Here is a 23,476-nt window from a genome sequence, read left to right as displayed (position 1 = left end):
ATACACAACTAAAATAGCAAGCAGTTCAGACCGTGCCCTACATGGCTGGAAACGGCTATAGCAATGCACCAAAAGTAGGCTTAATCGTGCGTATCGGCAACTGGCTTGGTTGCTAACGCAGCAGGGCGGGTTTGATTGCAGGTGAAACTAGCAACCGAAATTTTATACTAGCCCAGGGGCAACCTCCTGCGTAAAGAGCGGGTATACAGGCTTGGCTGGTATCATCCGACCACCGCCACACTCCTTTTCCACGAAACAAACTTTTTAAATCATGGCTACTATCACTGGCGAAACCGCTCGCGCTTACAACGACCTAGTAGAAATCAACAAGACGGCTGCTAAAGGCTACCAAGAAGCTGCTGAAGGCGCTTCGAGCGGCGAGCTTAAAGCAAACCTCAGCAAACTAAGCCAGCAGCGCGCCCAATTCGCTTCCGAGCTAACGCAACATGCGCAGCAGTTCGGCATCAACACCGAAGATGGCAACACGATAGAAGGCCTAGCGGCTGACGCGGCTGCCGCTGTGCACCGGGGCTGGATCAACATCAAATCGGCCATCACGGGCCAAGACGACTCGGCCATCCTAGGCGAGTGCGAAACCGGCGACGCAACAGCGCTGCAGGCCTACGAAACGGCATTGAAATCAACCGAGCTTCCATCAGAAGCACGTACGGTAATTCAGCAGCAGCACGGCGAAATTCTGTCGGCTAAAAACTGGATTACGCAGCAGAAAGCTGTAAGCAAATAAGTACCGATTTTGCTTGAATAGTAAAAGGCCCGCCCCGTGCGGGCCTTTTTTGTGGCCGGCTTGCATGGGCTTCTCTCTTAACACTATAGCCAGGCTGCTTTAGCTGGGGCGCTACAACTTGCTCTTTTGTTGCTAGCTGAACTGTTAAATTCATGCAACCATAACAGGGCGTATCTTTGTTACTCCTATCGATAGCCCTAGCTTCTTTTATTACCCGATACCGAGCCGCTTTTGTACGCCATCATCGACCTTGAAACCACCGGAGGCCAGCCCACGCAGGACCGCATTACCGAAATAGCCATCTTTATTCATGATGGGGAAAAGGTAGTGGACCAGTACGAAACGCTGTTGAATCCGGGGCGGTCCATCCCCTATTTCATTACTCAGCTTACCGGCATCAACGATGACATGGTGCGCGACGCGCCCAAGTTCCATGAGGTGGCGCGCAAGGTGGTGGAGATGACCGAAGGTTGCGTGTTTGTGGCGCACAACGTGCGGTTCGACTATAGCTTTCTGAAAAAGGAGTTTGCTGATCTAGGCTACAACTACTCGCGCAAGACGCTTTGCACGGTGCGTTTGAGCCGCTCCTTGATGCCAGGCCAACCAAGTTACAGCTTAGGCAAGCTTTGCCAGAACATCGGGATTCCGCTCAATGGCCGCCACCGCGCGGCCGGCGACGCCGCTGCTACTGCCATTCTCTTCGACCGGCTTCTAAAAATCAGCCAACAAAACGAGGCCCTGCGCGACTCCTCTATTTCCGCAGCCGATACGCTGGCCGCAGTGGATGCTACTGCGCCTAGTGGGCGCCGCCCTACTGTTGCGCCAGCCGAAACGGCAGTGGTTACTCGGCCGCCTTCCGCTCGCAAGATGAAAGCGGTGCAGGAAGCTATCCGGACGGCGCTGCTTCCCGTCAATATTACGCCGGCCAAAGTGGCCACGCTGCCGCATGAGGCGGGCGTGTACTACTTCCACAACGAGGAGGGCGAGGTGATTTACGTTGGGAAAAGCATCAACATCTACAAGCGGATTCAACAGCACTTTGCCATCGACTACAAGTCGCGCAAGAGTATCGAGTTCAAGAACTCTATTTCCGATATCACCTGGGAATTAACGGGTTCGGAACTGGTGGCGCTGCTGTATGAATCGCACGAAATCAAGCGCCTAAAACCGCTTTACAACCGGGCTCAGCGGCGTTCCGTGTTTCCGGCGGGTATTTTCCTCCGAACGGACGAACAAGGCTACAAGCACCTCTACTACGGTCGCGCCGACGACCATGCTGAATCGCACCCGCTAATTGCGCTCGGCAACCAGTACAAGGCCAAAGGATTCCTGTTCCATAAGGTGGCCAAATTCAACCTGTGCCAAAAGCTCTGCGACTTATACAAAACCACCGGCTCGTGCTTTGATTATCAAGTGCACCGCTGTAAAGGCGCCTGCATTGGCCTGGAGCCGCCCGAGGAATACAACCTCCGTGTGGAGCAGGCTATTGAGTCATTTACGTACGAACACGGCTCGTTTGTGGTGATAGGCAAAGGACGCACCGAACTAGAGAAAACTGTAGTGCTCGTGGAGAACGGACGCTACTTGGGCTTTGCTTACGTAGACGAGTACTTTTCTGCACGCACGTTAGCCGATTTCAAGGCCGTTATCACGCGTTACAACGACAACAAGGACGTGCAGCAGATTATCAGGCAATACTTACGGACCAAGCACAAAGACAAAGTGAAGCTCTTTAAGCCTACTGCATCCTGAGTTTTGCGGGCACCTAAACGCCAAACAGTATAGCACGGAAGCAGCTAAAAGATAAGTGTCTGAAAAGCAGGAGGCATCACATATACATGTGATGCCTCCTGCTTTTCAGACACTTATCTTTACAAACAACCTCGCCTTCCACATCCTATCTATCCGCTATGAACCAGCTTTTGCCCCCTCCTTCTTCTGCCCCAACTGATTATGCGCAACGCCGCTACCGTTATGTCGGCCCTTGGGGACGCCAATGGTACCGCAGGGTATTAATGAGCATGATGGAAAGCTGGCCTTCCCGGACTGAACTAGCACCTACATACAGATAGCTACTTCCGGGTTGATAGTTTGGGCCTTAAACCGACTGCAAAGTATGCTGCTGGCATTCCTGTAACCACTCCACGGCGCTTGCTTCATCGTCGAAACGGCGCATGAGGTAGGTCTGCGGGCTGTTCTCCAGTTCCTGAAAAGTGGGAATATTATCCGTCACTAGCTGGTAGCTAGGCGACAGCAACTGGCTCATGCACACCCGTTGGCCGATTTGCGCGCTTAGCTGAGGAAAGAACTCGAACAGGCCCCACTGCGTGGTGGCATCATCGGCTGGCAACCGACGCCGACCGTCGAGCAACCAATACGGACAATTGAAGTAGATGCCTGCCTTTAAGATGTAGGTATACCCCTCCCGCGTTTCCACCGATAAAGTTGGACGTAGCCAGCGCGCCACTAACATGCGCAGGTCGTCGCGGTACGTGATAGTAATATAATCAGGAGTAGAAAAATTCTGCATTAGTTAAAGAAGAAATGCAAAGATAAGAGAATCAGTCAATTTGTACGTTTATTCCTTAGCTGCGCGTCTAATAAAGCCGGTGCCGTAGCAGCCAGCCAGCGGCGTCAAACTCCTTGGCAGCAGGCACATATTTCTTAATGTTAACAGTGCGTGGCACTAGCACGACATTGCCGTCGCCACTATCGAAAACCGTGATGCGGGTGCGAGTAGGCGAGCTTTTCAGGGGAGCCTGCACGATGTCTTGCCCGGCGCCATCGTAGATATGCAGCGTGATGCCGGTGGCTGGCAGTGCCCGCACCTCAAACACGTCTTGGCCGCCCAAGCCGAACAGCCGGAGCGTGCTGGTTTCGCCCACCTGAAACGTCCGCTGGCCGACCAGGCTGTCGGGGCAGGCGTAGGCTAGCTGGTATACGCTCACGCGAAGCTGGTTCGGCGTGGGCACATCCACTACAAACCGCTCAGGCGAATCGGTACCGGGTATTTCCACCGTGCGCGCGAGCAGTTCGTAGAACTTATCGGCAACGGCTGGCAGCTGGTCGCGGCGGCTGCGCAACTTGTCGTTGAACTCTTGCCCCGCCAGTGCATACACCTCCGGGGGCCACACGGCTAGCGCTTCTTTGATAACTGCATCAGAAAGCTGATGCTGCATGGAATCGGCAATCTGCTGAAAATCTTGGCGGGTAAGATACACCAGCAACGACTTGTCCATGGGTTCAGCGGCGCGGTTGAGGCCGGCTACATTAGCCAGCCCGATATCCTTGCTGAACGTCTGGTAGTTGGTTTTGAACAGCCCGATGATGCTGGTCAGCAACCCATCATTGAACTTGAAAAAAGCATGGTCCCGGTCGCGCGGAATGGGTTGGTAAACCACGCCACCGGCCGCAGTGGTGAAACTAGCCCAGCGCCACTGGTCTTCCCGGCGGCTCCAGTCGCCGAGCCACATATCGAAAAGCCGGGCTCGGAGGTACTGCCGAGCGTCCACCCGGAACTGGGGGCTGCCTAGCAGGTTGGTGAATACGCGGCGGGAGCTTTCCACCCGGGTGGAGTTGCCGAAGCTTTTTACGGCCTGCTGGTTGCCTTCGGGGCGCTCTTCAAAAAGGTAGAGCGCATTGGCAAAGCTTTTCCGAAACGTACCCAGGGCCGGATCATCGGTCAGGTACACCAAACGTGGGTTGGTGTGAAAAATCCCTACCGCATCGGCCAGATGCGGCACAATGTAGGCCCCGTACGGATTGATGACACTGGTTTGGTCTTTCATCAACCGGCCGATTGGGCCGTTTTGCAGGCTTTCGGGCAAGGCTTTGGTGGCGTCTTTGTCAACGGAGCGCAGTACGTACTGCCGGCCATTGGGAGCTAAGAGGCGCAGATTTTTAGTTTGGAAGGAGCCGCCTTCTTGTATGGGAGTCAGGCCACCGGGCACAGCCGTCCGCAGGTTGAACACGGGAGCCTTAACGGGTTGGCCCCACAGCGCCCGGTAGTGCTTGCCCCAAAAAAACTGGTGCACCTTCGAGCGCAGATAGTGTGGCCCCGCCGCCACGCGTACCGTTGAATCGGGAAGAATGCGGGCGGGAGTGGGTGGCCCGGAAGGTGCGGCGGGAGCCGAGCAGGCATGGCACATCAGCGTCACACATCCACCAACAATCAACCGGACTTGGCCTGGTAAAGAAGGATTCAACACGAAATAAGGGATAAGCGCCACGGGGGCGTGCTCCTTATACCCCAAACATAGGGTAGAGGTTGAATAAGACAACTATCAAATAGGATTACCCTTATCCGTAGGCATTTGAACCCACCAAGACCACCGGAACAAGACCTAGTTCTAACAACTCCTGCTTATCTCCGTTGAAGGAGTACAGCCGCGCTTCCCGCCCCGCATGACTCTCCGCTACACGCTTGTTGTTGTTACTTTTCTCTCCGCCGGCTGTGCCCGCCAGCGGTTTTTCCAGCCTGATGCTCGGCCCGACTCGCAACCGCTGGCTGCCACCGCTGACAGTGCCCGCGTAACGGCGGGCCGCCATTACCAGCGCGGCCCCATTGGTCGGTTTCTGCTGGGCCGCCACCACCGTTCCGCGTGGGTGGCCCCCGTTACGCTGCCCATCTTCAAGCCAGCCACCACGGTGCCTGGTGGCTTACAGCCCGGCAAGATTGGGGGCGGCTTCCAAACGACCAGCATGACGGTGGTTGGCCCCACTGGCCAGGGGTATGCCTTACGGACCATCGACAAAAACCCCTACCGCACTTTGCCCAAGGTGCTGCGCCACACGTTTGTGCTGAATCTGGTGCGCGACGCCACTTCCGCGGGGCACCCGTATGGCGCGTTCGTGGTGCCACCCCTGGCAGAAGCCGCTGGGATTCTGCATACCACCCCCCGGCCTTTTTATGTTCGAGCCGACGAAAAAGACTTAGGAGCGGCCTCGGAGTTGTATCAGGGCCGGGTAGTTCTGCTGGAAGAGAAGCTTGAAAACAAGGTGAACATTGCGGGCCGTCTGCCGGGCGCTACCGAATTGGTGGAAACCGATGACATGCTGGAAGCCCGCTACCAGTCGGACCAGCATGCCATTGACGAAGCCGCGTACCTGAAAGCTCGCCTGCTGGACTTGTGGCTCGGCGACTGGGACCGGCACGAAGGCCAGTGGACGTGGGCTGCCTACGCGCAGCCCAACGGCCACACCAAGTGGGTGCCCGTCCCGCAAGACCGGGACCAGGTGTTTTTCCGGTTCGATGATGGCGTAATTCCGTGGCTTGCCAGCAAGGTGGTGCGCAAGTTCCGCACTTTTGGGCCGCGCTATCAAAGTATAGAAGGCTACACCCGCAACGCCAGCTACTTGGACGCGCACGTGCTGACCGAGCAAAACCGCGCCACTTACTTAGCTACCGCCCGCCAGCTCCAGACCCGCCTGACCGACGCAGTGATTGAACAGGCGGTTCGGCAGGGCCTTCCTCGGGAAGTGTACCAGCAAGAAGGAGCTGCCATGATAACCGCTCTACGCGCGCGCCGCGATGCACTGCCCAAGGCGGCCGCCGAGTTCTACAATCTTAAGGCCCATCACGTGCTGATAGCCGGCACCGATGCCGATGAACGATTTGTGGTGGAGCGCCTAAACGACACGGCTACGGTGGTGTCGATGTACCGGGTTTCCGCCAAAACCCAGAAAGACTCCCGCGCCGATTCGTTGCTGTACCGCCGCGTCTTCCATCCCACCCAAACGCACAGCATCGATTTGCACGGCCTGCATGGTAAGGACGTATTCGAACTACGCGGCACCGTGCGCCGTAGCCCGATCATTAATATCTACGGTGGCCCGAGCAGCGACGAAGTCATTGACCAGTCGCGGGTCAAGGGCCTGCGCCGTAAGACCCGGTTTTACGACACGGCTCGCAACAACACCTTCGAACCAGCTCCCGAGTTGAAAGACAAAACCACCCACAGCGTTATTTACCACGCTTTCGACCGCGACGGCTCAGGCCGCTAACAACTAAAAGCGACGTCCTGCCGGGGCTGCCTTGTTGCGTACAAGGCAGCCCCGGCAGGACGTCGCCTGAGTGTTGGGTGATGCTACTTCGCCATCTCCAGCTCGGCCAGCATGTCGAGCACCATGTGTTCGGTGGGAGTTAGCAAGTCGTTTTCGGTGGGGTCGGCGTCGTGGCGGCGCAGGTAGTCGATGAGCTTATCGGTGTTGAACAGCTCCACTACTTGCGGGTGAATGTAGTATTTCGAGCAGACCGTAGGCGTGTTGCCGAGTTCGTGGGCTACATCTTGGAGGGCGCGTTTCAGGCTTTTAGGCTTGGGGAAATCCGGCTCTTCGTTGATAACGTTTTCCAGGCACTCCACCATCTTCACAGTGCCACCCCAAGTACGAAAGTCCTTGGCCGACAGCGCCAGCCCCGTTACTTCCTGCAAATACTCGTTCACGTCGCCAGACTCTAGCTCGGCGCGGTGCCCGTCTGGGGTGTAGTACTGAAACAAGTGCTGGCCGGGAATTTCTTTGCACTTCTGCACAAGCCGAGCCAGTTTACGGTCGTGCACCGTCAGGTCGTGGGCCACTCCTTTTTTGCCTACGAAAGCAAACCGCACATCGGAACCGGTCACTTCTACGTGTTTGTCGCGCAGGGTGGTGAGGCCATAGGTTTTGTTTTCCTTGGCGTATTCCTTGTTGCCGATACGGATGTAGGAACGGTCCATGAGCGTCAGGACCAACGCCATAACTTTGGTTTTGTCGAGTTGGGGGCGGGCCAAGTCTTTTTGCATCTGCTTCCGCAAGTCGGCCAGCTTTTCACCGAATGCGCGTAAACGGCTGAACTTGGTGAGGCTGCGCGCTTGGTCCCAGGCCGGATGATAGCGGTATTGCTTGCGGCCCTTGGCGTCGCGCCCGGTTACTTGCAAATGGCTGGTAGCCGAGTCGGAAATCCACACGTCGGTCCAGGCAGGCGGGATAACATAGCTGTGGATGCGTTCCAGAATCTTCTCGTCGGTGATTTGTTCGCCGTTGACTTTGTGGTACGTGAACGTGCCGTCGGAGCCAGGCTTGCGCGTGAAAGCTGGCTTGGTGTCGGCGCGGTAACGAAGGCCCGCTAGCTCCGCCTGCCGGGCCGGGTCTTTGTACAGCTCGTGCGAGTCTTGTAAAGGTTCGAGACGCTTCTTTTTGGTTTTTGGACGCAGCGGCGTGAGGGCAGACATAACTACAAATGAGACGGAACACAAAACCGCCAATACGACGGATGGGAATTGGTGTACGGCAGACAGACCAGAAAGGTGTTCTTGTCAGGCAGTATCACTCAGGCAAGATGAGCTGAACCTTATTTTCTGCGGATTCTTTCTTCCTGATTCTCCGGCCTCTACCGCTTCATCAGGCTTCCCAGCAACTCGAAAGCACGACTAACCGTACCGATTTCAACGTTTTTGGCACTGTTTTTTCATTCGCGCCGCTTGTTCCAACAACTCTTTATTCCAACCAATCCGCTTACCTAATGGGCTTTTTCTCTCGCAAATCCTTACTCCTACTTTCTTTGGCCGCCGCCCTGGGTGGCACGGCCGCTTGCACCGACGACAATGGCAACCCCGTGCTGTTCTCCGTTGAAGATGATATAGCCCTCGGCGAGCAAGCCGCCGCCGAAGCCGATTCCACGTATCGAGCCCAGGGCAAGCTGCTCGAACGCTCCGCTCCGGCCAACCGCCGCACGTATGAGCTGCTTGACGGCGTGGTGAATAAAGTGTTGAACTCCGGCGAGCTGCAACACCGCAACGACTTCGTCTGGGACGTGAAAATCATCAAGGATGATGCCGTCCAGAATGCCTTTGCTACCCCGGGCGGCCACATCTACGTATTCTCGGGCTTGGTTAAATTTCTAGAAAACGAAAGCCAGTTGGCGGGCGTACTGGGCCACGAAATAACCCACGCCGACCGGCGCCACACCACCCGGCAGCTACAGCAGCAATATGGTATCAGCGCGCTGCTTGGTTTGCTGGTCGGCGACGACCCCAACCAGTTGGTGCAGATTGCCGCGGGTCTGGGCCAGTTGAAATTCGGGCGCGAATACGAGCAGGAGGCTGATGAGTACTCGGTTATCTACCTCAACAAAACCACCTACGCCTGCGACGGTGCTGCCGGATTCTTCATCAAGTCTGAGGCCCAAGGACAGAGTGCTACCCCCGAGTTCCTGAGTACGCACCCCAACCCTGGTTCCCGCATTGAAGCCATTCAAGCCAAAGCCACCCAGCTTAACTGCCAGAGCCGCTCCGTATCGAATGCCGCATTTGATGAACTGAAGCGCATTATCTAAGCACTAGCAGGGTAGCTTCACGCTGAAGTGTAACGGCCAACCACCGGACCTACCACGGTATTTCGCTTTACTTGTAATGCACTAAGGTCAGCCGTTGATTCGGCTGACCTTTTGTTTTGACTAGACCTCTTGGGTTTCGCTTTTTAGATGGAACACCAACCAGCAGCTAGCAGTAGTGCTTATCGGAGGAATCAAATTGCCGTCTACCCGCGTACTTGCGACTATGTCTATACTCAACAAGATCGGGAGCTTGGCCGACCGCGCCGACGACCTCATCACCCGCACCCGCGCCCGCTTGGGCCTTTTGCACCCTCTACAACTGGTGCCCTACCGCAGCTATGGCACGGCCACCCGCCTTTATGTAAAGGGCCGGCTGCTCACCGACAAAGGCATTGGAGAGCCTGGCGAAGGTGATTCGCGCTGGCAGAACCTGCTGAACATGTACCGACGTTTCGAGAGCAACGAAATAGGGGGTGCCCAACTGCTCGTGCAGCCCGCTGATGGCACTGAGCACCCCGTCGTGACCGATGAGGAAGGCTACTTCACTCTGAACATGGAGCCACAGAGCCTACCCGAGCCCATCGACTTCATGTGGTACCCGGTGGAAGTGCTGCTGCAGCAAGTGCCTCACCCCTTCACTGCCCCCACGGGCCTGCGCGCCGCTGCCCCCGTGCTTATACCACCTGCCGACGCTGAGTACGGCATTATTTCCGACCTCGACGATACAGTTATCCAGACGGCCTCCACCGATCTGCTGCGGATGGCCCGTACCGTGCTGGTGCGTAATGCGCATTCCCGCCTGCCTTTCAAGGGCGTAGCCGAGTTTTACCGGGCGTTGCAGCTGGGCCGCAACGGCAAGCGCAACAACCCTTTCTTCTACGTGAGCAGCTCGCCCTGGAACCTGTACGACCTGCTGGAAGACTTTCTGGCGTTGAACGAGATACCGCCGGGCCCCTTGCTGCTGCGCGACTTCAAGATAGGTGGCAAAAAAACTGGCGACGCAACCGCTCACCACGGCCACAAACTCAAGGAAATAGACAACCTACTCCTTACCTACCCTCACCTGCAGTTCGTGCTCATCGGCGACTCAGGCCAGGAAGATGCCAACATCTACCGCGAAGTGGTACGCCGCCACCCCGGCCGTATCCTCGCCATTTATATCCGCGACATTCTCAAGCGCCCCGACCGCGCCGCCATGGTGGAACGGGTCAGTGAGGAGCTGCGCAACGACAAGGTGGAGATGTTATTGGTGCAGGACACCGTACAAGCCGCCGAACACGCCGCAAAAGTTGGTTTAATCTTCCAGGATGCTATTCCAGCAGTGGAGCAGGAAAAGCAGAAAGACGAAACCGCCACCGACGAAACCGATTTGGATAGTGAAGGCACCGGCGAGCCGGTGATGAAGTAAGTTGCTGCAAGCACACCGCTTGCGCACCACACATGGAGAGTGCGCTTAATCTAACAAGCCCTTAACGCCACATAGAGCGTTAAGGGCTTGCGGTTTTTACGGGATAGCGCCACCTATTTCGTAGCTACCCTGCCTGCCCGGCACACCTAGCTGGAATGGTCGGCGACGATGACCCACTGGCCGTTGAGGTGACGTAGCACCAGCAGGTAATGGCCCTGCAAGTCGCCGAGGCCGGGCCGCGTGAGGTGCCAGCGGCCTACCACGTGGGCAGCTTCTGGGCCATCGGGTGTGACGCGCAAGCCTTCGAAGCGGAGCTGGCCCATTGCGGCGGGGTTGGGGTAGCTGCGGCGGTGGTTGTCGAGGGTGGGCTGCCAGCCGTAGGTGAGGCCGCTTTTCCCAATGAATACCAGCGAGTCGGAGCGCCAATATCCTTGCATGAAGCCGGCCACGTCGCCTCGGTTCCAGGCGGCTGTTTGAGTGGCCAGCAGTTGCGTAATAGCGCGGCGCGTTTGGGCAGGCGTTTCGGTGGTGCTACCTGCGTTGCCGGAGGTGCAGGCCGTGAGAGCTGCCAGACAGAGGGTAGGTACAAAAGGCTTCATCATGCGCCCCAAGATAGCAGAATGAGCAGCCGACCGTTCAGCAGCACGGTATTTATCTACTCCTCGATTAGCTCCCGGACGTAGGCCTTGCCCCCGAGTCGGCGCATGTTGCGCAGCACCCGCTGCTGCTTGGCCCGGGCCTGCGGGCCAGGGTTGCTGGCCCGGAAACGCAACGGGTTAGGCAAAACGCCCGCCAGCAAAGCGGCCTCGCTGGCCGTGATTTTGTCGGCTGATTTGCGAAAATACCGTTGGGAGGCTGCTTCTACCCCGAAGGTACAGTCGCCCATTTCCGCTACGCTCAAATACATTTCCATAATGCGCTGCTTGTCCCACAGCAACTCGATGAGCACCGTAAAATAGGCTTCGGCAGCTTTGCGGATGTAGCTACGGCCCTGCCACAAAAACACGTTTTTAGCTACTTGCTGCGAAATGGTGCTCCCGCCCCGTAGCTTTTTACCGCCGCTGAAGTTGTACTTGGCGGCATTCCACATGGCGTTACCATCGAAGCCGTGGTGCAATAGAAAACGCTGGTCTTCGGCCGCAATTAGCGCTAGGGGCACTTGCGGTGATACCTCGTCCAGGCTTTTGAAGTAATACCGAATGCGCCGGTCGTCTTCCTGAATGCCATAATAGCCTTTGCCAATTGGCGCGTAAGCCCGCCGATCCAGCATCAGCCACGTAGCAGGCGGCGACACCCAACGGTAGAGCAGCACCCACGCCACCGACGTAAGAAACGTTACGGCTACCACTTGCAACAGGACCTGCCGCGCCTGCCGCCACACTTTTTTATAATCCACTCCCAAACCCGATTACCCGTATAGCTGACCGTGGCCAAAACAGCCACAGCAGCGGCAAAAGTAGCGTTTTTCGCCGCGCAACCAGAAGCCATTTGTCGTTTGCGCTACTTTGGAAGTGTCCTCAGTGCGAAGCGAAGCAGGCCAAGCCACGCTACACTATGCAGCAAATGGCGCTACTCAAGCTCCACCATGGCTTTAATAACTCCTGTCTGAGGGTCGAGCCAACTGGCAAATTCTGCCTGCACTTGGGCGAAAGGAACTCGGTGCGTGATGTAAGTGGTCGGCTGGACTAAACCCGCTTTCATGGACGTCACTACGTGCTCGAAATCTTCCTGGGTAGCGTTTCGGCTGCTCATCAACGTGGCTTCGCGCTTATGGAATTCAGGGTGGCTGAAGCTGATGTCGCCTTTCTGCAAGCCGACTAGTACATACCGCCCACCGTGGGCCAGGTAGCTGAAGGCGTTGTTGATGGCCTTCAAACTGCCCGTAGCATCAATTACCACGGTAGGCATGTCGCCGTTCGTGATGTGGCGGAGCTGCTCGGTTACGTCAGGAGCCAGGGCGTTGATGGTGTGTGCCACCTGCAGGCGGTCTTTGCAGAAAGCAAGACGCTGCTCGTTGATGTCGAGGGCAATAACGTGGGCGCCGGCGATACGCGCGAATTCCATGATGCCCAGCCCAATTGGCCCCGCTCCGACCACCAATACAAATTCGCCGGGTTTCACGGCGGCGCGGCGTACTCCGTGGGCCCCAATGGCGAGTGGTTCCACCAGCGCCAGCTCGTCGTAGCTTAAGCCTTGGCCATGAATCAGAGAAGTTGTCGGCACCAACAGGTACTCCCCCATTCCGCCGTCGGAGTGGACGCCACACACGTTGATGTGGGTGCAGCAATTCGGCAAGCCCGACCGACAGGCAATGCAGGTTCCGCAGTTGAAATATGGAATAAACGTAACAGCCTCACCCGCCTCGAAGCCCGGCACCGCCGCAACCAGTTCGCCGGCCAGCTCGTGCCCCAGCACCCGCGGATACGCAAAAAACGGTTGGGTTCCCTCGTAGGCGTGCAAGTCAGTGCCACAGATCCCAATCCGCCGGATGCGCAACAGCGCCTGGCCTTCCTGGGCCACGGGCACTGCCCGGTCCTCGTAGCTAAACTGGCCGGGTTCCAAACAAACCAATGTATTCATAAATGTGGGAGAGTAAGGGTGTGAGGGCGAAAGCGCGCAAACCGCTTGCTTAGAGCCGATACCAGCTAGCGGCATTTTCGCCCCAGAACAATGCCTGTTCTTGCTCAGAGAAAGAGGCTACGTACTGCTGCACCAGCCCAACCACCGCATCATAGCCTCCAGCCACTGCGCATACCGGCCAATCAGAACCAAACAGCACCCGGGCTGGGCCGTAGGCTTCGAACACAATATCTAGGTAAGGCCGAAAGTCCTGGGGTTGCCAGTTCTGCCAATCAGCCTCCGTTACCATGCCCGATACTTTGCAGCAGACGTTTTCGTGAGCGGCTAGGGCCCGAAAGTTTTTTTCCCAGGCTTCTAGCGCTTTAGCCCTGATGTTGGGCTTGGCAATGTGGTCGAGCACAAACGCTTGATTGGGGAAAGCCGCCACCAATTCCTGCGCGTAACCGAGCTGATCAGGGAAAATAAGCAGGTCGTAGGTGAAGCCGTGCGGCTGGAGAGCTGCAATGCCCCGGCGAAAGGTGGGCGTCAGCATCAGGGCCCGGTTAGGCTCGCCCTGTAGCACATGGCGAAACCCCTTCAGCTTCTCGAATTGACTGTAGTAAGCTAGCCGCTCCTCGATGTTGGCGGCCTGCAAATCAACCCACCCTACTACCCCTTTAATAAAGTTGTGTTGCGCGGCGTTAGTTAGCTGAAACTCGTTTTCCGCCTCTGATTGATCGGACTGCACTGCCACGCACCCATCCAGGCCGTGCAGGGCAAGCAGGGGTTCCAAATCGGTAGGCATAAAGTCGCGCTGAATGGCTGCCATGTGGTTGTCTATCCACGCGTCGCGTACTGGGTCGTACTGCCAGAAGTGCTGATGAGCATCAATCTTCATTAGGAGAGCCTTCAGGAATTTTCCCAGGTTTCGTTTAGTACGGGCTGCAGGATTCCCTGCACCTGCTGCAACAGGTCCTGATCTAGCGGTTCCGCTGCCCATGCTATGTTCCGAAGGATGTTTTCGGGGCGGGCGGTGCTTACCAGCGTAGTGGGTATGTGAGGATTGGCCACCGAAAATTGAATGGCCAGCTTCTCGATAGGGTAGTTATTGCGCTTGCAAAACGCCGCCGCGGCCTTCGCGTGCTCTTTCAACCCTTCGGACGCCGGGTGCCAGTCCGGAGCCCCACGCTCCGACAGCATGCCCATGGCCAAGGGCGAGGCGTTGATAATTCCTACCCCGTGCTGCTCGAAGTAAGGCAGGTAGTCGAGCAGGGTGGCGTCGTTGAGGCAGTAGTGGCAGAAAGACAGCACCGTTTCCACCGTGCCGGCCGGTACCCGGTCAATCACCTGCCGAAATTTCTCTAGCGGTAACCCCGTGATACCAACATGACCAATCACGCCCATTGCCTTCAGCGACTGGAGCGCCGGTATGGTTTCGCCCACCACTTGGTCTAAGTCGCTGAACTCGATATCGTGCACATTCAGCAGGTCGATGTAGTCGACCTGTAGGCGCGCTAAGCTCTCTTCTACGCTGCGGATAGCCCGGGTAGCACTATAGTCCCAGCTTTTCACTCCGTCCTGCCCGTAGCGGCCTACCTTGGTCGACAGATAGTACTTGTCGCGCGGAATATGTTGCAGCGCCTTACCTAGCACGAGTTCAGCTTTCTGGAATCCGTAGTAAGGGGCTACATCAATAAAGTTTATGCCCTGTTCAACGGCAGCGCAGACGGTTGCAATTCCCTGTGCTTCGTCGATAGCATGAAACACGCCCCCTAATGAGGAAGCACCCAAACTCAAGCAGGAAACCTCCATTCCTGTGTTGCCTAGCTTTCGGTACTGCATGGTAGCCGCGGGAAAAGAAGGTGAATCAATCATTTTTCGGCCGTCAACCACACAGCCCTGTCCGAACAAAATTAGAAGCCTCCCTGAGCCGCACAATTGATTGCTTATAAAATACTTACACAACGCTTTGCGCAAACCTTTGCGAGACTTGTATTAGCAAAACATCCCAGGTCAAGACCGTTGCGCTAGTGTACTGCTAGCATTCGCCGCATGCTTGATCGGGACGGGTTGGAACGGCACGCAAAAGCACAGCTAAAGACTTTGAGTACTCTAACATCAAGTTGCTTTCGCAAAAAATGTCGAATCTCGCTTATGTTTACCCTTCAAAGAGCCGAGATATGAGCAAACGACACGTTTCCTTGAAAACCCTAGCGCAAGCTCTGAACGTGTCGATGTCCACGGTTTCGCGGGCTCTTCGCAACCACCCCGACATTGGCCCGGAGGTCACGCAGCGAGTGCAGCAGCTGGCGCAGGAGCTGCAATACACGCCTAATCCGCTAGCCATTGGGTTGCTGAAAGACCGGACCAACACCATAGGCGTCATCGTGCCTGATTTAGTTACTTATTTCTTCTCGTCTATTATCAGCGGCATCGAGAGCTTAGCCAACGAACACGGCTACTACATCGTGATTCGGTGCAGCTACGAGAGCTACGAGAAGGAAAAAGAGTGCTTGGAAAACCTGCTTAAATTGCGTGTGGACGGCATTATCATGTGTTTGGCGCAGGAAACCCAGGACTACGCCCACTTCAATCATCTACTGGAAGCCGAGATACCACTCGTGTTTTTCGACCGGGTATGCCGCCCCGAGGAAGTGGCCACCGTGGTGGTAGACAACCAAGAGGCCGCTCGCCGCATCACGCAGCACTTCTTTGAGAGTGGCTACCGCCGCATAGCCCACATTGCCGGCCCAGCTCAGCTCAACATCACGCGCGAACGAATAGCGGGCTATCAGCAGGGCCTCCAAGAGTGCGGCCTGCCTTTCGAGGAAGACCTCCTGGTCCATTGCGACCTTAGTATTGCCAGCGCAACAGCCGCTACGCAGCAGTTGCTCGCCCTTTCTCCCCCACCCGACGCTATTTTCGGGGTCAACGACACTGCTGCCTTCGCGGCTATGAAAGAAATCAAGCGGCAGCACCTGCGCATTCCCGAAGACGTAGGGCTGGTTGGTTTCACCGACGAGTTTCACGCCACCGTAGTGGAGCCCACGCTGACGTCTGTGATGCACCCGACGTACGAAATGGGCCGGGAAGCGGCGCTGCTGTTTTTGGCGCAAATGGACGCTAAGACGCCTATACAGCCTCGCCAGCAGGTGCTTACCACCCAGTTGGTTGTGCGGGAGTCTTCTAGCCGGGCGGTGTAGGGAAGGGCGTAGCCACGGTGGCTGTAGACGTAAGCCGCACCAGGCAGCAGCAAACAAATTGACTGTTGAGCTGCCAAGTCGGTGCTCTTTTTGTTTGTAGCTTGCCCCAAGGCCAACTTGCAGCCCAGCAACTGGCTTTCGGGGCAACTTCACGCCTGTAGTTTTGTCTCACCTGATGCTGGCCTGGCACGTATGCCAACCTCAGCAGTCAGTACTCTTTACCTCGCTCTATGCGCCAGCTTGCTTTGTTTCCGCTTAACCTCGTGGTATTCCCCGGCGAGAAGTTAAATCTGCACATTTTCGAGCCGCGCTACCGCCAGCTGGTGCGCGACTGTCTAAGCGAAGGCATCACCTTTGGGATTCCACCCTTTCTAAACGAATCGGTAAGCCCACTAGGCACCGAAATGCGGCTGATTGACGTGGAAAAAAACTACGCAAGTGGCGAAATGGACATCCGCACGCAGGCAGTAGGACTGTTTCGAGTCGAGGAATTTTACCGGCAGGCACCGGGCAAGCTGTATGCCGGCGCGCTAGTGGAAGACCTAGTGGATGACGACCACATAGATGTTGTTCTGCAAACGCGCATCTCGGCCCAGCTACAGCAGCTCTACGACGTATTAGGGCTACGCAAGTTGATGCAAGAACTTCCCGCCAACTACCGAATCTATGATGTGGCGCATCACCTAGGCTTGAGCACCGAACAGGAATATCAGCTTTTAGAAGCCCAAACCGAGGCGGAGCGGCAGGAAATAGTGCTGGAACACCTAGAGCACATTCTGCCAGTGCTGCTGGAAACCGAGCGGTTGAAAGAGCGGGTGCGGTTGAACGGGCACTTCAAAAACCTGACGCCGCCCAACTTTTGATGCGCGCAAAACAAGGCTAGCGGTGCGGCGAAGTGGTTTCGGCAACAAAACAACCAGCTACTTGCTTGTAACTAAACGTAGGCCACTGGCTTTCACGTATAGAAGCCAATACCGTTTATTCCTTTGCGTTGCCTGCCTTCCCTTCCCTCTTACTCTACGCCACTCTTACGGCCGCTGTGCTCACGGGCCTGTGGCTACTTGTGCGTTATTGGCAGGAGCGCAACTACCGACGCCGTCCTTACATAGCCCCCGCCTACAACGACTGGCTATTGCACGCCCCCGATGCGACAACGCCGCCCCAGCATCGGATTGCCTTGCTGGGTGACCCGGGCGCGCTAGCCACCGACGGCACTGACCCTATTTTGCAACTCTTAGCTAGCTGGCAGCAGGAAACTGGCCCGGCAGGCACTATTATCATTCTCGGCGACAATATATACCCCACTGGCTTGCCGGCCGCCGACAGTCCGAACCGCGCTGCCGCCGAAAAGCGCCTCGACGCGTTGCTCGACGCCCTACGGGTTTTTCCCGGCCGGGTAGTATTTCTGAGCGGCAACCACGACTGGAACAAAGGCCGGCCTGACGGCTATGCCTACTTGCTGCGTCAGGAAGCCTACATTGCCGAGCAGCTGCCTACCGCGCTGTATTTGCCTGCAGGTGGCACGCCTGGCCCGGTTAGCGTGCAGCTTGCCGATAATGTGCTGTTGGTGGTGCTCAACACCCAATGGTGGGTGCAAAACGGCGCCCGTCCGGCCTCTGACCCCAAGGAACCCTTTCAGCAGCTGCACAAGCTATTGAGCGCTAACTGTCACCAGCGCATTCTGGTGGCCGGACACCACCCACTGTATTCTAATGCGCTGCACGGCGGCAAGTTCACGGCCAAGCAGCATGTGTTCCCACTGACCACGGTGTACAAGCGTGCGTACGTGCCGCTGCCTCTCATTGGGTCGTTGCTGCCGCTCTACCGCAAGGTGGTGGGCGCTGCCGAAGACATGGCCCACCCCCGGTACCGCAAGATGCGGCGGCGGTTGTTACGGGTGCTGCGCCAGTTTCCGAATATCATGTACGCTGCCGGCCACGACCATAATTTGCAATACTTCCAGCGGCACGGTGGCCATTATCTGGTAAGCGGCGCGGGCAGCAAAACCGCATTCGTGCAGAAGGGCGGCAACGCCACGTTTGTGCACGAACACAAAGGCTTCTTCAGCCTCGACTTCTATGCTACCGGCGAAACCTGGCTGCGCACCTTGGAACCAGCCACCACCAGCGAAACCGCCGAGGTATTTCGGCAACGCCTCTTGCCCGGCCCGATAGTATCTCCTCCCGTGGTGGCTACGGCCATCATCAACGAGCCAGCAACCAAACGATAGTAAGCGTTAGTTGCTGGCTCGTTGCTCATAGCAATGCTCTTCGGTGTTGCAAGCCGCTTTTAAGAAGCGGTGGTTAGCGGCACAAGCACCCGTAGACTCTTGGGGTTGATTTCGATGGCTACGGGGTTAGGCAGCATTTTGGGCTCTCCATCAATTTGCACCAATACCTCCTCGGCACCTGGCACCGAGATGCTGGCCCGCCGGCAGCACAAGCGGCGCGTGTACAGTGAAGTGTCGAAGGCGCTGGTGTAGAGGTCGAAGAGGATACCAGGGGCAGCGGCGTTCGGAAACGGCTCTATCAAGCAAATTTCGAACTGCCCGTCGTCTAGGTCACTGTCTGGGTTGATGACCACGTTGCTACCAAACGTGTTGGCGTTGGCTATCGTGACCATGAAAGCAGCTCCATCCCAAGTTTCCAAGTCGGTTTCGATGTGGTAGCTAGCCGGTTCGTAGCCCAGATACTCTTGGGTGGCAATGCGCACATAGGCCCCCGGCCCACGCGTATCGCCTTCATCGAAGCGCTGCACCACCAAGGCGTTGAAGCCTAGGTCAGCTAAGTGAGCCGAGAAGTTGCCTCCTACCTGTAGGGTATCAATGATGCGCTCTTCGTGGCGCCATATTAATTGCAATGCCTCATCCACGTCCTGCGGAATGCCTAAGTCTTTGGAAAGTCCGTTGCCGGAACCCAATGGCACAATGCCCAGCGGAACCGATTGGCCCAGCAGGGCCTCGGCCACTAAGCTCACGGTTCCGTCGCCACCCGCCGCAAAAACCGCATCATAGGTGTGCTGCCGGAGGTGCTCGCGCAACTTATCAAGGTCGTCGGTGCCAGTGGTGTGGTAGAAACTGGCCGTGCGGCCCCGCTCGGTGCAGTAGTCGGTCAGGGTCTGCTCTAACTCCGCTTTATCCAGGTCGCCGGAAATAGGGTTCAGGACGAACAACAGGTAAAGAAGCAAATTGGGAGTGGTGGCAGTCATGGAGGATACGTGGCGAAATGCTGGTGAAATGGAAGGCGACGTTAGGGCTTCAGATTGCCGGGCATTCCCTGTGGAAACTCGGCGGCTATTTCCTGCTCCAATTGCCCAATACGGTTGCCAGGGTTAGGGTGCGTGCTCATAAACTCGGGCTGCCGGCCGCTGCCACCGTTTTGTTCCAGGATTTGCATCACCTGTATCATTGCGCGCGGATCGTAGCCGGCCTGAGGGGTGTAATCCACGGCTAGCCGGTCGGCTTCCAGTTCGTCGTTGCGGCCGAAACGGAGCGTCATCAACTTACCAACCATGGCAGCAGCGGCCGAGGCGGCCATCGTGCCGGGCCGGTCGGGGTCATACATACCAATGGCAGCCGCGCCGGTTAGGCCTTGCGTCAGCTTGGATTTGGCAATCTGCTCGGCAGAGTGGCGGCCCACTACGTGCCCGATTTCGTGCGCTAGCACGCCAGCCACTTGCCCTTCTGTTTTGAGGTGCTTCAGCAACCCCGCCGTAATAAAAATCTGGCCACCTGGCAACGCAAAAGCGTTGATGGTATTCTCGTCGGCCAGTAGATGAAACTGGAATTTGTAGGGGCTTTGGCTCGCCTTGGTGGTGCGTACAATCTGTTGGCCGATCTGCTCGACGCGGGCGGCCGCCTCGCGGTTGGGGTGCAAGCCACCGTATTGCTGCGCCATTTGGGGAGCAGCCTGCAGGCCGAGGGCTATTTCCTGATCGGCGGTCATGTCTACGTGTTGCACCTCGCCGGTTACTTCGTTCACTGACCGTTTGCAGTAGTAGGTGACCAGGGTGAAGCCCGCCATTAGCAGGGCAATGATGTAACGAAGATTTCCTCTCATGGTACAATAGCAGAAAAAAGCAGGACAAATTTCAGCCTCGCAATGGGCTGTTGGGCTTGTAACGCACCTTCGGTACTAGGGTTGCCGGGGAGCTATATACCCAAATGCTAGTTATTCCCGTATCAGGCTCATTCTCCCTTTTCCTGTTTTTTCACATACTCTTATTTCAGCACCATTATGAACCAGAAACGCACCTTCGGCTCCCTGCTCACCATTCTCGGCATCATCGGTATTATTTACGGAGCCCTTGGCTTCCTGCATGTAGCCGGCATCAACCTCAGCAAAATCAACTCTCTGGTTCCTTTCGGCGTGGGCCTAATTTTCTTTTTCGCCGGTATCAACCTGGTAAAAACTACCAGCGACCGGGCCTAAAACACGTATCCCCGGCTTCTTGGGTCAACTGCTTGTAGTGAGGCAGGCGACCAAAGAGCCGGGGATACGCGTTTTTCAGGCGCAGCGCAGCCCTCTTACTTTCAGCTGCCCGTTAGGCCTTGCTGCTGTGCAAATGCCAATAGCGCTGGATCTAGCTGCAACCACTCGGAGCGGTAAGACACTTCATTGGGGCCGTGCACATACAATACGGTGCCTCCTTTTATAGCCTGGATGATGGCAGCGCTCTGGTTGACTGGCAACGCCGGGCAACCTTGGCTCCGGCCCAAGCGACCATGCTGCCGCACAAATTGCTCGCTTACGTAGTCGGCACCGTGCACCACCACGGCCCGGTTGTAAGCGTTGGTGTTGTAGCCCGGGTCACGGCCGTTCAGCTTCAACGATAACCCGTGCTTGCCTTGGTAGGTAGCGCCCGTAGTATAAAAGCCTAGGCTGCTCATTTCAGACCCTTCGCGGTTCGAGAAGGTGCGGGCCAGGTCGGCTCCGGTGTTTTTGCCGTGAGCAACCAGCGTATGAAACAGCACTGTTTGGTTTTTGAGGTCGATAACCCATAACCGCTTTTCCCGGCTGGGGCGCTCGAAGTCTACAACGGTAAGTGTCTGTCGGCTAGCCGAGGCCTGCCCACTTTGGCTGAGACGATAATAGCCCATCAGTGCCTCCCGGTATACGTTGGCCGGCAAACCGTAATTCACTAGCTTGGCCTTGGTGTAGCTCGTCAGGACATGCTGCTCGAAAGCAGCCATGTACAGTGCCCGCCGCATCGGCGCGCTTATGCCTGGCTTGGGTGCTTCAAGCGCCCCGGAACTGGAAGCAACAGAAGAAAAAACAAGACACGCCGTAAAGAAAAGCGCGGTGAAAACAGTTGTTATCTTGGTCATCGGCTACGGAGTCGGACAAGAGAAAAAGAGCAACAGCTGGCCCGGGCCAGTGAAGCCGGAATTACAATAATAGTACTTTAGCGCAACTTCTTCTACTGGCTGCAACTCTTTTCGGCAGCCTACCAGTTCCCACCACCTACAGTTTATGTTGCTTCGTCGTCTTTCCCTGTTAAGTTCTGGCCTGCTTTTAATGGCTGCCTGCAACCGCTCCCGTCCAGTTTTGCCGGGCCTTGATACAGCCGCTTGGCGCCAAGACCCCTTCGCTTGCCAAAACCGTCGAGCTACGCAGGCCAAAGCCTTTTTACAAGCAAAAGAGGAGCTATACGGTAGCACCACAGCCACGGTAGAGTCCTTGCTAGGCCGTCCGGACGAAGAAGAGCTGGCCGAGCAAACCGAGAAGACCTACTACTACTACCTGGTACCTGGCCCCCAATGCGAGCCTAGCCACCGACGTTCTGCGGCCAACAAGCTCCGTATTCATTTCGGGTCGCTCGGAACCGTTACCGAGGTGCTAACAGAGCAGCCGTTATAGCAACTAAATATAACTTATCAAATACGCCCCATAGCATATCTACCCACTCAGCTTCACCTGGTGGGACGGCGGTGGACTGTTTGTCTCCCTGAGTTTTATCTATAACGCAAAAAAGGCGGCTCCCGTATGGGAGCCGCCTTTTTATTGTTTTCACAGCAGGATTTCTTGAAACTGCTACAGTGTTAGTTGGCTTAGCCTATACCACCTTCTGTAGGGTCTGAACTAACCGGAACGCTATCATGCTGCTGCTCGCTGTGCAGCATGCTGAGTTGAGAGGGCGTAAGAATACGGCCGCATTCTGCCTCGTATTGGGCCTCTAGTTCGCTGATGCGAATGCGCTGCTCCGTCAAGTCGTCTTTGTACTGCCAGATGATCTCGTCAAGACGAGTAGCCTTGATTTTATTGATAGCTCGTAGGCGAATGTATTGCCCTTCGTTGAGGCGTAGAGAATTACACATCTGTCGGGTTGTCTCGCTGAGTTGCGCGGAAGAAGGCCCACCGGTGCCGGGCAGTTCGGCATGCCGATCCTGCTTTTGTGCATTGGCAACACCACTCAGGCCAAATGCTAGCAGTAAAGTTGTGAAGAGGAATTTCATGGTCAGCAGAAAAAAGGAGCAGAGGAAAAAGGACGGTAGCGTTATACTCGCTGCCTTTAATACAAATATATGTTACTAAAGTTACAGCAACAACAAAAAAAACAATTTTTTTGTTTTAATATTACTAATCACTCTTTCATTCACAGCAACGTAGTGCTTGACCACAAAAAAAGTCCGGCCTCATTGCTGAAGCCGGACTTTACTATGATGTTGCAAGGCTATTCTATGCCTTCAACAGGCTTATGGTCAGGGCTTTTAAAGTACTGCATAGCCACCAGCGAGATAATGGCGCCACCTAGGCTGCCCATCAACACAATGGCCAGGAAGGCCATCAACGCCGACAGATCGTACCCGAACAAGTCACGAGCATGGGTCAGGTTAAGCATGTCAGGCTTGACAGTACTAACAAGAATAAAGAAAAATCCTAAACCCAAGCTGGCTACCATAGCCGTAACAATGCCTGTTCCGAAGCCAGCCAGATAAGGCATCCGGTCTTCTTTGACGCGTTTGAAGTTGGCAATAGCCATGGATATACCAATAGCTAGAATAATAAGGTTGAAGCTGCCAGCTGCTAGATTGTCGAAGAAACCTGCGAAAACCGCAATCAGGGTATAGACAATCAGGGCGGCTGCCGTTAGCAAGCCAAAGCGGACTCCGTTGGTTTCGGGGGTAATGCGGTTGTCGTTCATAGCAAAGTTCGTGTTTAGGTTGGGAGGGTCGTGAGAGTGGAACATCAAGGTCTTGACCCCTATTGATCAGGGCGTTGCCATTGCTTGATGTTCTTCTTTCTCTAATA

At 56.1% G+C, this 23,476-nt stretch carries 24 protein-coding genes; 11 read left to right on the top strand and 13 right to left on the bottom strand.

Going from position 1 to position 23,476, the window contains the following annotated elements:
* Positions 1-271: 271 nt before the first annotated feature.
* Positions 272-745, top strand: coding sequence for a PA2169 family four-helix-bundle protein (locus MTX78_RS10860; RefSeq protein ID WP_243802551.1), 474 nt, complete (start codon positions 272-274; stop codon positions 743-745).
* Positions 746-976: 231 nt separating this feature from the next.
* Positions 977-2,497, top strand: coding sequence for an exonuclease domain-containing protein (locus MTX78_RS10855; protein ID WP_243802549.1), 1,521 nt, complete (start codon positions 977-979; stop codon positions 2,495-2,497).
* 346 nt (positions 2,498-2,843) lie between these two features.
* On the opposite strand, the gene MTX78_RS10850 is transcribed toward MTX78_RS10855, so the two are convergent.
* Together MTX78_RS10850 and MTX78_RS10845 are read right to left on the bottom strand one after the other, a co-directional pair.
* On the bottom strand, positions 2,844-3,275 hold the full coding sequence (locus MTX78_RS10850; RefSeq protein ID WP_243802547.1) for a hypothetical protein: 432 nt from the start codon (positions 3,273-3,275) through the stop codon (positions 2,844-2,846).
* Positions 3,276-3,342: 67 nt separating this feature from the next.
* Positions 3,343-4,950 (bottom strand): hypothetical protein, encoded by a 1,608-nt coding sequence (locus tag MTX78_RS10845; RefSeq protein WP_243802545.1) that lies wholly within the window; start codon positions 4,948-4,950, stop codon positions 3,343-3,345.
* Between the two features lie 199 nt (positions 4,951-5,149).
* On the opposite strand from MTX78_RS10845, the gene MTX78_RS10840 reads away from it, so the two are divergent.
* A complete protein-coding gene (locus tag MTX78_RS10840; protein ID WP_243802543.1) occupies positions 5,150-6,748 on the top strand; it encodes a hypothetical protein in 1,599 nt (532 codons plus the stop codon).
* 83 nt (positions 6,749-6,831) lie between these two features.
* Here the strand turns inward: MTX78_RS10840 and MTX78_RS10835 are convergent, their stop codons facing one another.
* Positions 6,832-7,953, bottom strand: a complete 1,122-nt coding sequence (locus tag MTX78_RS10835; RefSeq protein ID WP_243802540.1) for a DNA topoisomerase IB — start codon at positions 7,951-7,953, stop codon at positions 6,832-6,834.
* A 290-nt stretch (positions 7,954-8,243) separates the two neighbouring features.
* Between MTX78_RS10835 and MTX78_RS10830 the strand changes: the two genes are divergently transcribed.
* Both MTX78_RS10830 and MTX78_RS10825 read left to right on the top strand, forming a co-directional pair.
* Entirely contained in the window at positions 8,244-9,056 is an 813-nt protein-coding gene (locus MTX78_RS10830) for a M48 family metalloprotease (protein WP_243802538.1), read from the top strand.
* Between the two features lie 223 nt (positions 9,057-9,279).
* A complete protein-coding gene (locus tag MTX78_RS10825; protein WP_243802536.1) occupies positions 9,280-10,464 on the top strand; it encodes an App1 family protein in 1,185 nt (394 codons plus the stop codon).
* Between the two features lie 146 nt (positions 10,465-10,610).
* Here MTX78_RS10825 and MTX78_RS10820 read toward each other — a convergent pair whose 3' ends face one another.
* The 5 genes from MTX78_RS10820 to MTX78_RS10800 all read right to left on the bottom strand — a co-directional run bounded on the left by MTX78_RS10820 (position 10,611) and on the right by MTX78_RS10800 (position 14,898).
* A complete protein-coding gene (locus MTX78_RS10820; protein WP_243802535.1) occupies positions 10,611-11,066 on the bottom strand; it encodes a YybH family protein in 456 nt (151 codons plus the stop codon).
* Positions 11,067-11,119: 53 nt separating this feature from the next.
* Complete coding sequence (mtgA, locus tag MTX78_RS10815; protein WP_243802533.1) at positions 11,120-11,860, bottom strand: monofunctional biosynthetic peptidoglycan transglycosylase; 741 nt, start codon at positions 11,858-11,860, stop codon at positions 11,120-11,122.
* Positions 11,861-12,033: 173 nt separating this feature from the next.
* Positions 12,034-13,044 carry a zinc-binding alcohol dehydrogenase family protein gene (locus tag MTX78_RS10810; RefSeq protein WP_243802531.1) on the bottom strand — a complete coding sequence of 337 codons (1,011 nt, stop codon included), beginning with the start codon at positions 13,042-13,044 and terminating at the stop codon, positions 12,034-12,036.
* A 49-nt stretch (positions 13,045-13,093) separates the two neighbouring features.
* Positions 13,094-13,921 (bottom strand): amidohydrolase family protein, encoded by an 828-nt coding sequence (locus MTX78_RS10805; RefSeq protein ID WP_243802530.1) that lies wholly within the window; start codon positions 13,919-13,921, stop codon positions 13,094-13,096.
* 11 nt (positions 13,922-13,932) lie between these two features.
* Positions 13,933-14,898 carry an aldo/keto reductase gene (locus tag MTX78_RS10800; RefSeq protein ID WP_243802528.1) on the bottom strand — a complete coding sequence of 322 codons (966 nt, stop codon included), beginning with the start codon at positions 14,896-14,898 and terminating at the stop codon, positions 13,933-13,935.
* A 305-nt stretch (positions 14,899-15,203) separates the two neighbouring features.
* On the opposite strand from MTX78_RS10800, the gene MTX78_RS10795 reads away from it, so the two are divergent.
* From MTX78_RS10795 to MTX78_RS10785, 3 genes are all read left to right on the top strand, one after another.
* Positions 15,204-16,226, top strand: coding sequence for a LacI family DNA-binding transcriptional regulator (locus MTX78_RS10795; protein ID WP_243802526.1), 1,023 nt, complete (start codon positions 15,204-15,206; stop codon positions 16,224-16,226).
* Positions 16,227-16,456: 230 nt separating this feature from the next.
* A complete protein-coding gene (locus MTX78_RS10790) occupies positions 16,457-17,089 on the top strand; it encodes an LON peptidase substrate-binding domain-containing protein (RefSeq protein ID WP_243802524.1) in 633 nt (210 codons plus the stop codon).
* A gap of 128 nt (positions 17,090-17,217) precedes the next feature.
* Positions 17,218-18,456, top strand: coding sequence for a metallophosphoesterase (locus MTX78_RS10785; protein ID WP_243802522.1), 1,239 nt, complete (start codon positions 17,218-17,220; stop codon positions 18,454-18,456).
* Between the two features lie 59 nt (positions 18,457-18,515).
* Here MTX78_RS10785 and MTX78_RS10780 read toward each other — a convergent pair whose 3' ends face one another.
* Positions 18,516-19,433: a diacylglycerol/lipid kinase family protein gene (locus MTX78_RS10780; RefSeq protein WP_243802520.1), complete on the bottom strand. Its 918-nt coding sequence runs from the start codon at positions 19,431-19,433 to the stop codon at positions 18,516-18,518.
* Positions 19,434-19,474: 41 nt separating this feature from the next.
* Positions 19,475-20,284, bottom strand: coding sequence for a M48 family metallopeptidase (locus MTX78_RS10775; protein ID WP_243802518.1), 810 nt, complete (start codon positions 20,282-20,284; stop codon positions 19,475-19,477).
* Positions 20,285-20,461: 177 nt separating this feature from the next.
* On the opposite strand from MTX78_RS10775, the gene MTX78_RS10770 reads away from it, so the two are divergent.
* The gene (locus tag MTX78_RS10770) at positions 20,462-20,656 is read left to right on the top strand and encodes a hypothetical protein (RefSeq protein WP_243802516.1); all 195 of its coding nucleotides are present in this window, start codon (positions 20,462-20,464) and stop codon (positions 20,654-20,656) included.
* Positions 20,657-20,757: 101 nt separating this feature from the next.
* Here the strand turns inward: MTX78_RS10770 and MTX78_RS10765 are convergent, their stop codons facing one another.
* Positions 20,758-21,417 (bottom strand): murein L,D-transpeptidase catalytic domain family protein, encoded by a 660-nt coding sequence (locus tag MTX78_RS10765; RefSeq protein WP_243802514.1) that lies wholly within the window; start codon positions 21,415-21,417, stop codon positions 20,758-20,760.
* On the opposite strand from MTX78_RS10765, the gene MTX78_RS10760 reads away from it, so the two are divergent.
* Positions 21,416-21,622, top strand: coding sequence for a hypothetical protein (locus MTX78_RS10760; protein ID WP_243802512.1), 207 nt, complete (start codon positions 21,416-21,418; stop codon positions 21,620-21,622). The genes MTX78_RS10765 and MTX78_RS10760 overlap by 2 nt on opposite strands.
* A gap of 75 nt (positions 21,623-21,697) precedes the next feature.
* A complete protein-coding gene (locus MTX78_RS10755; RefSeq protein WP_243802510.1) occupies positions 21,698-22,084 on the top strand; it encodes a hypothetical protein in 387 nt (128 codons plus the stop codon).
* 191 nt (positions 22,085-22,275) lie between these two features.
* Here the strand turns inward: MTX78_RS10755 and MTX78_RS10750 are convergent, their stop codons facing one another.
* Entirely contained in the window at positions 22,276-22,680 is a 405-nt protein-coding gene (locus MTX78_RS10750; protein ID WP_243802508.1) for a hypothetical protein, read from the bottom strand.
* A gap of 218 nt (positions 22,681-22,898) precedes the next feature.
* The gene (locus MTX78_RS10745; RefSeq protein ID WP_243802506.1) at positions 22,899-23,369 is read right to left on the bottom strand and encodes a hypothetical protein; all 471 of its coding nucleotides are present in this window, start codon (positions 23,367-23,369) and stop codon (positions 22,899-22,901) included.
* Between the last annotated feature and the right edge of the window lie 107 nt (positions 23,370-23,476).

This window comes from Hymenobacter tibetensis, assembly GCF_022827545.1.
Taxonomy (GTDB): domain Bacteria; phylum Bacteroidota; class Bacteroidia; order Cytophagales; family Hymenobacteraceae; genus Hymenobacter; species Hymenobacter tibetensis.
Note: the sequence above shows the minus strand (reverse complement) of the source record. Positions and strands in the feature narration are given on the sequence as shown.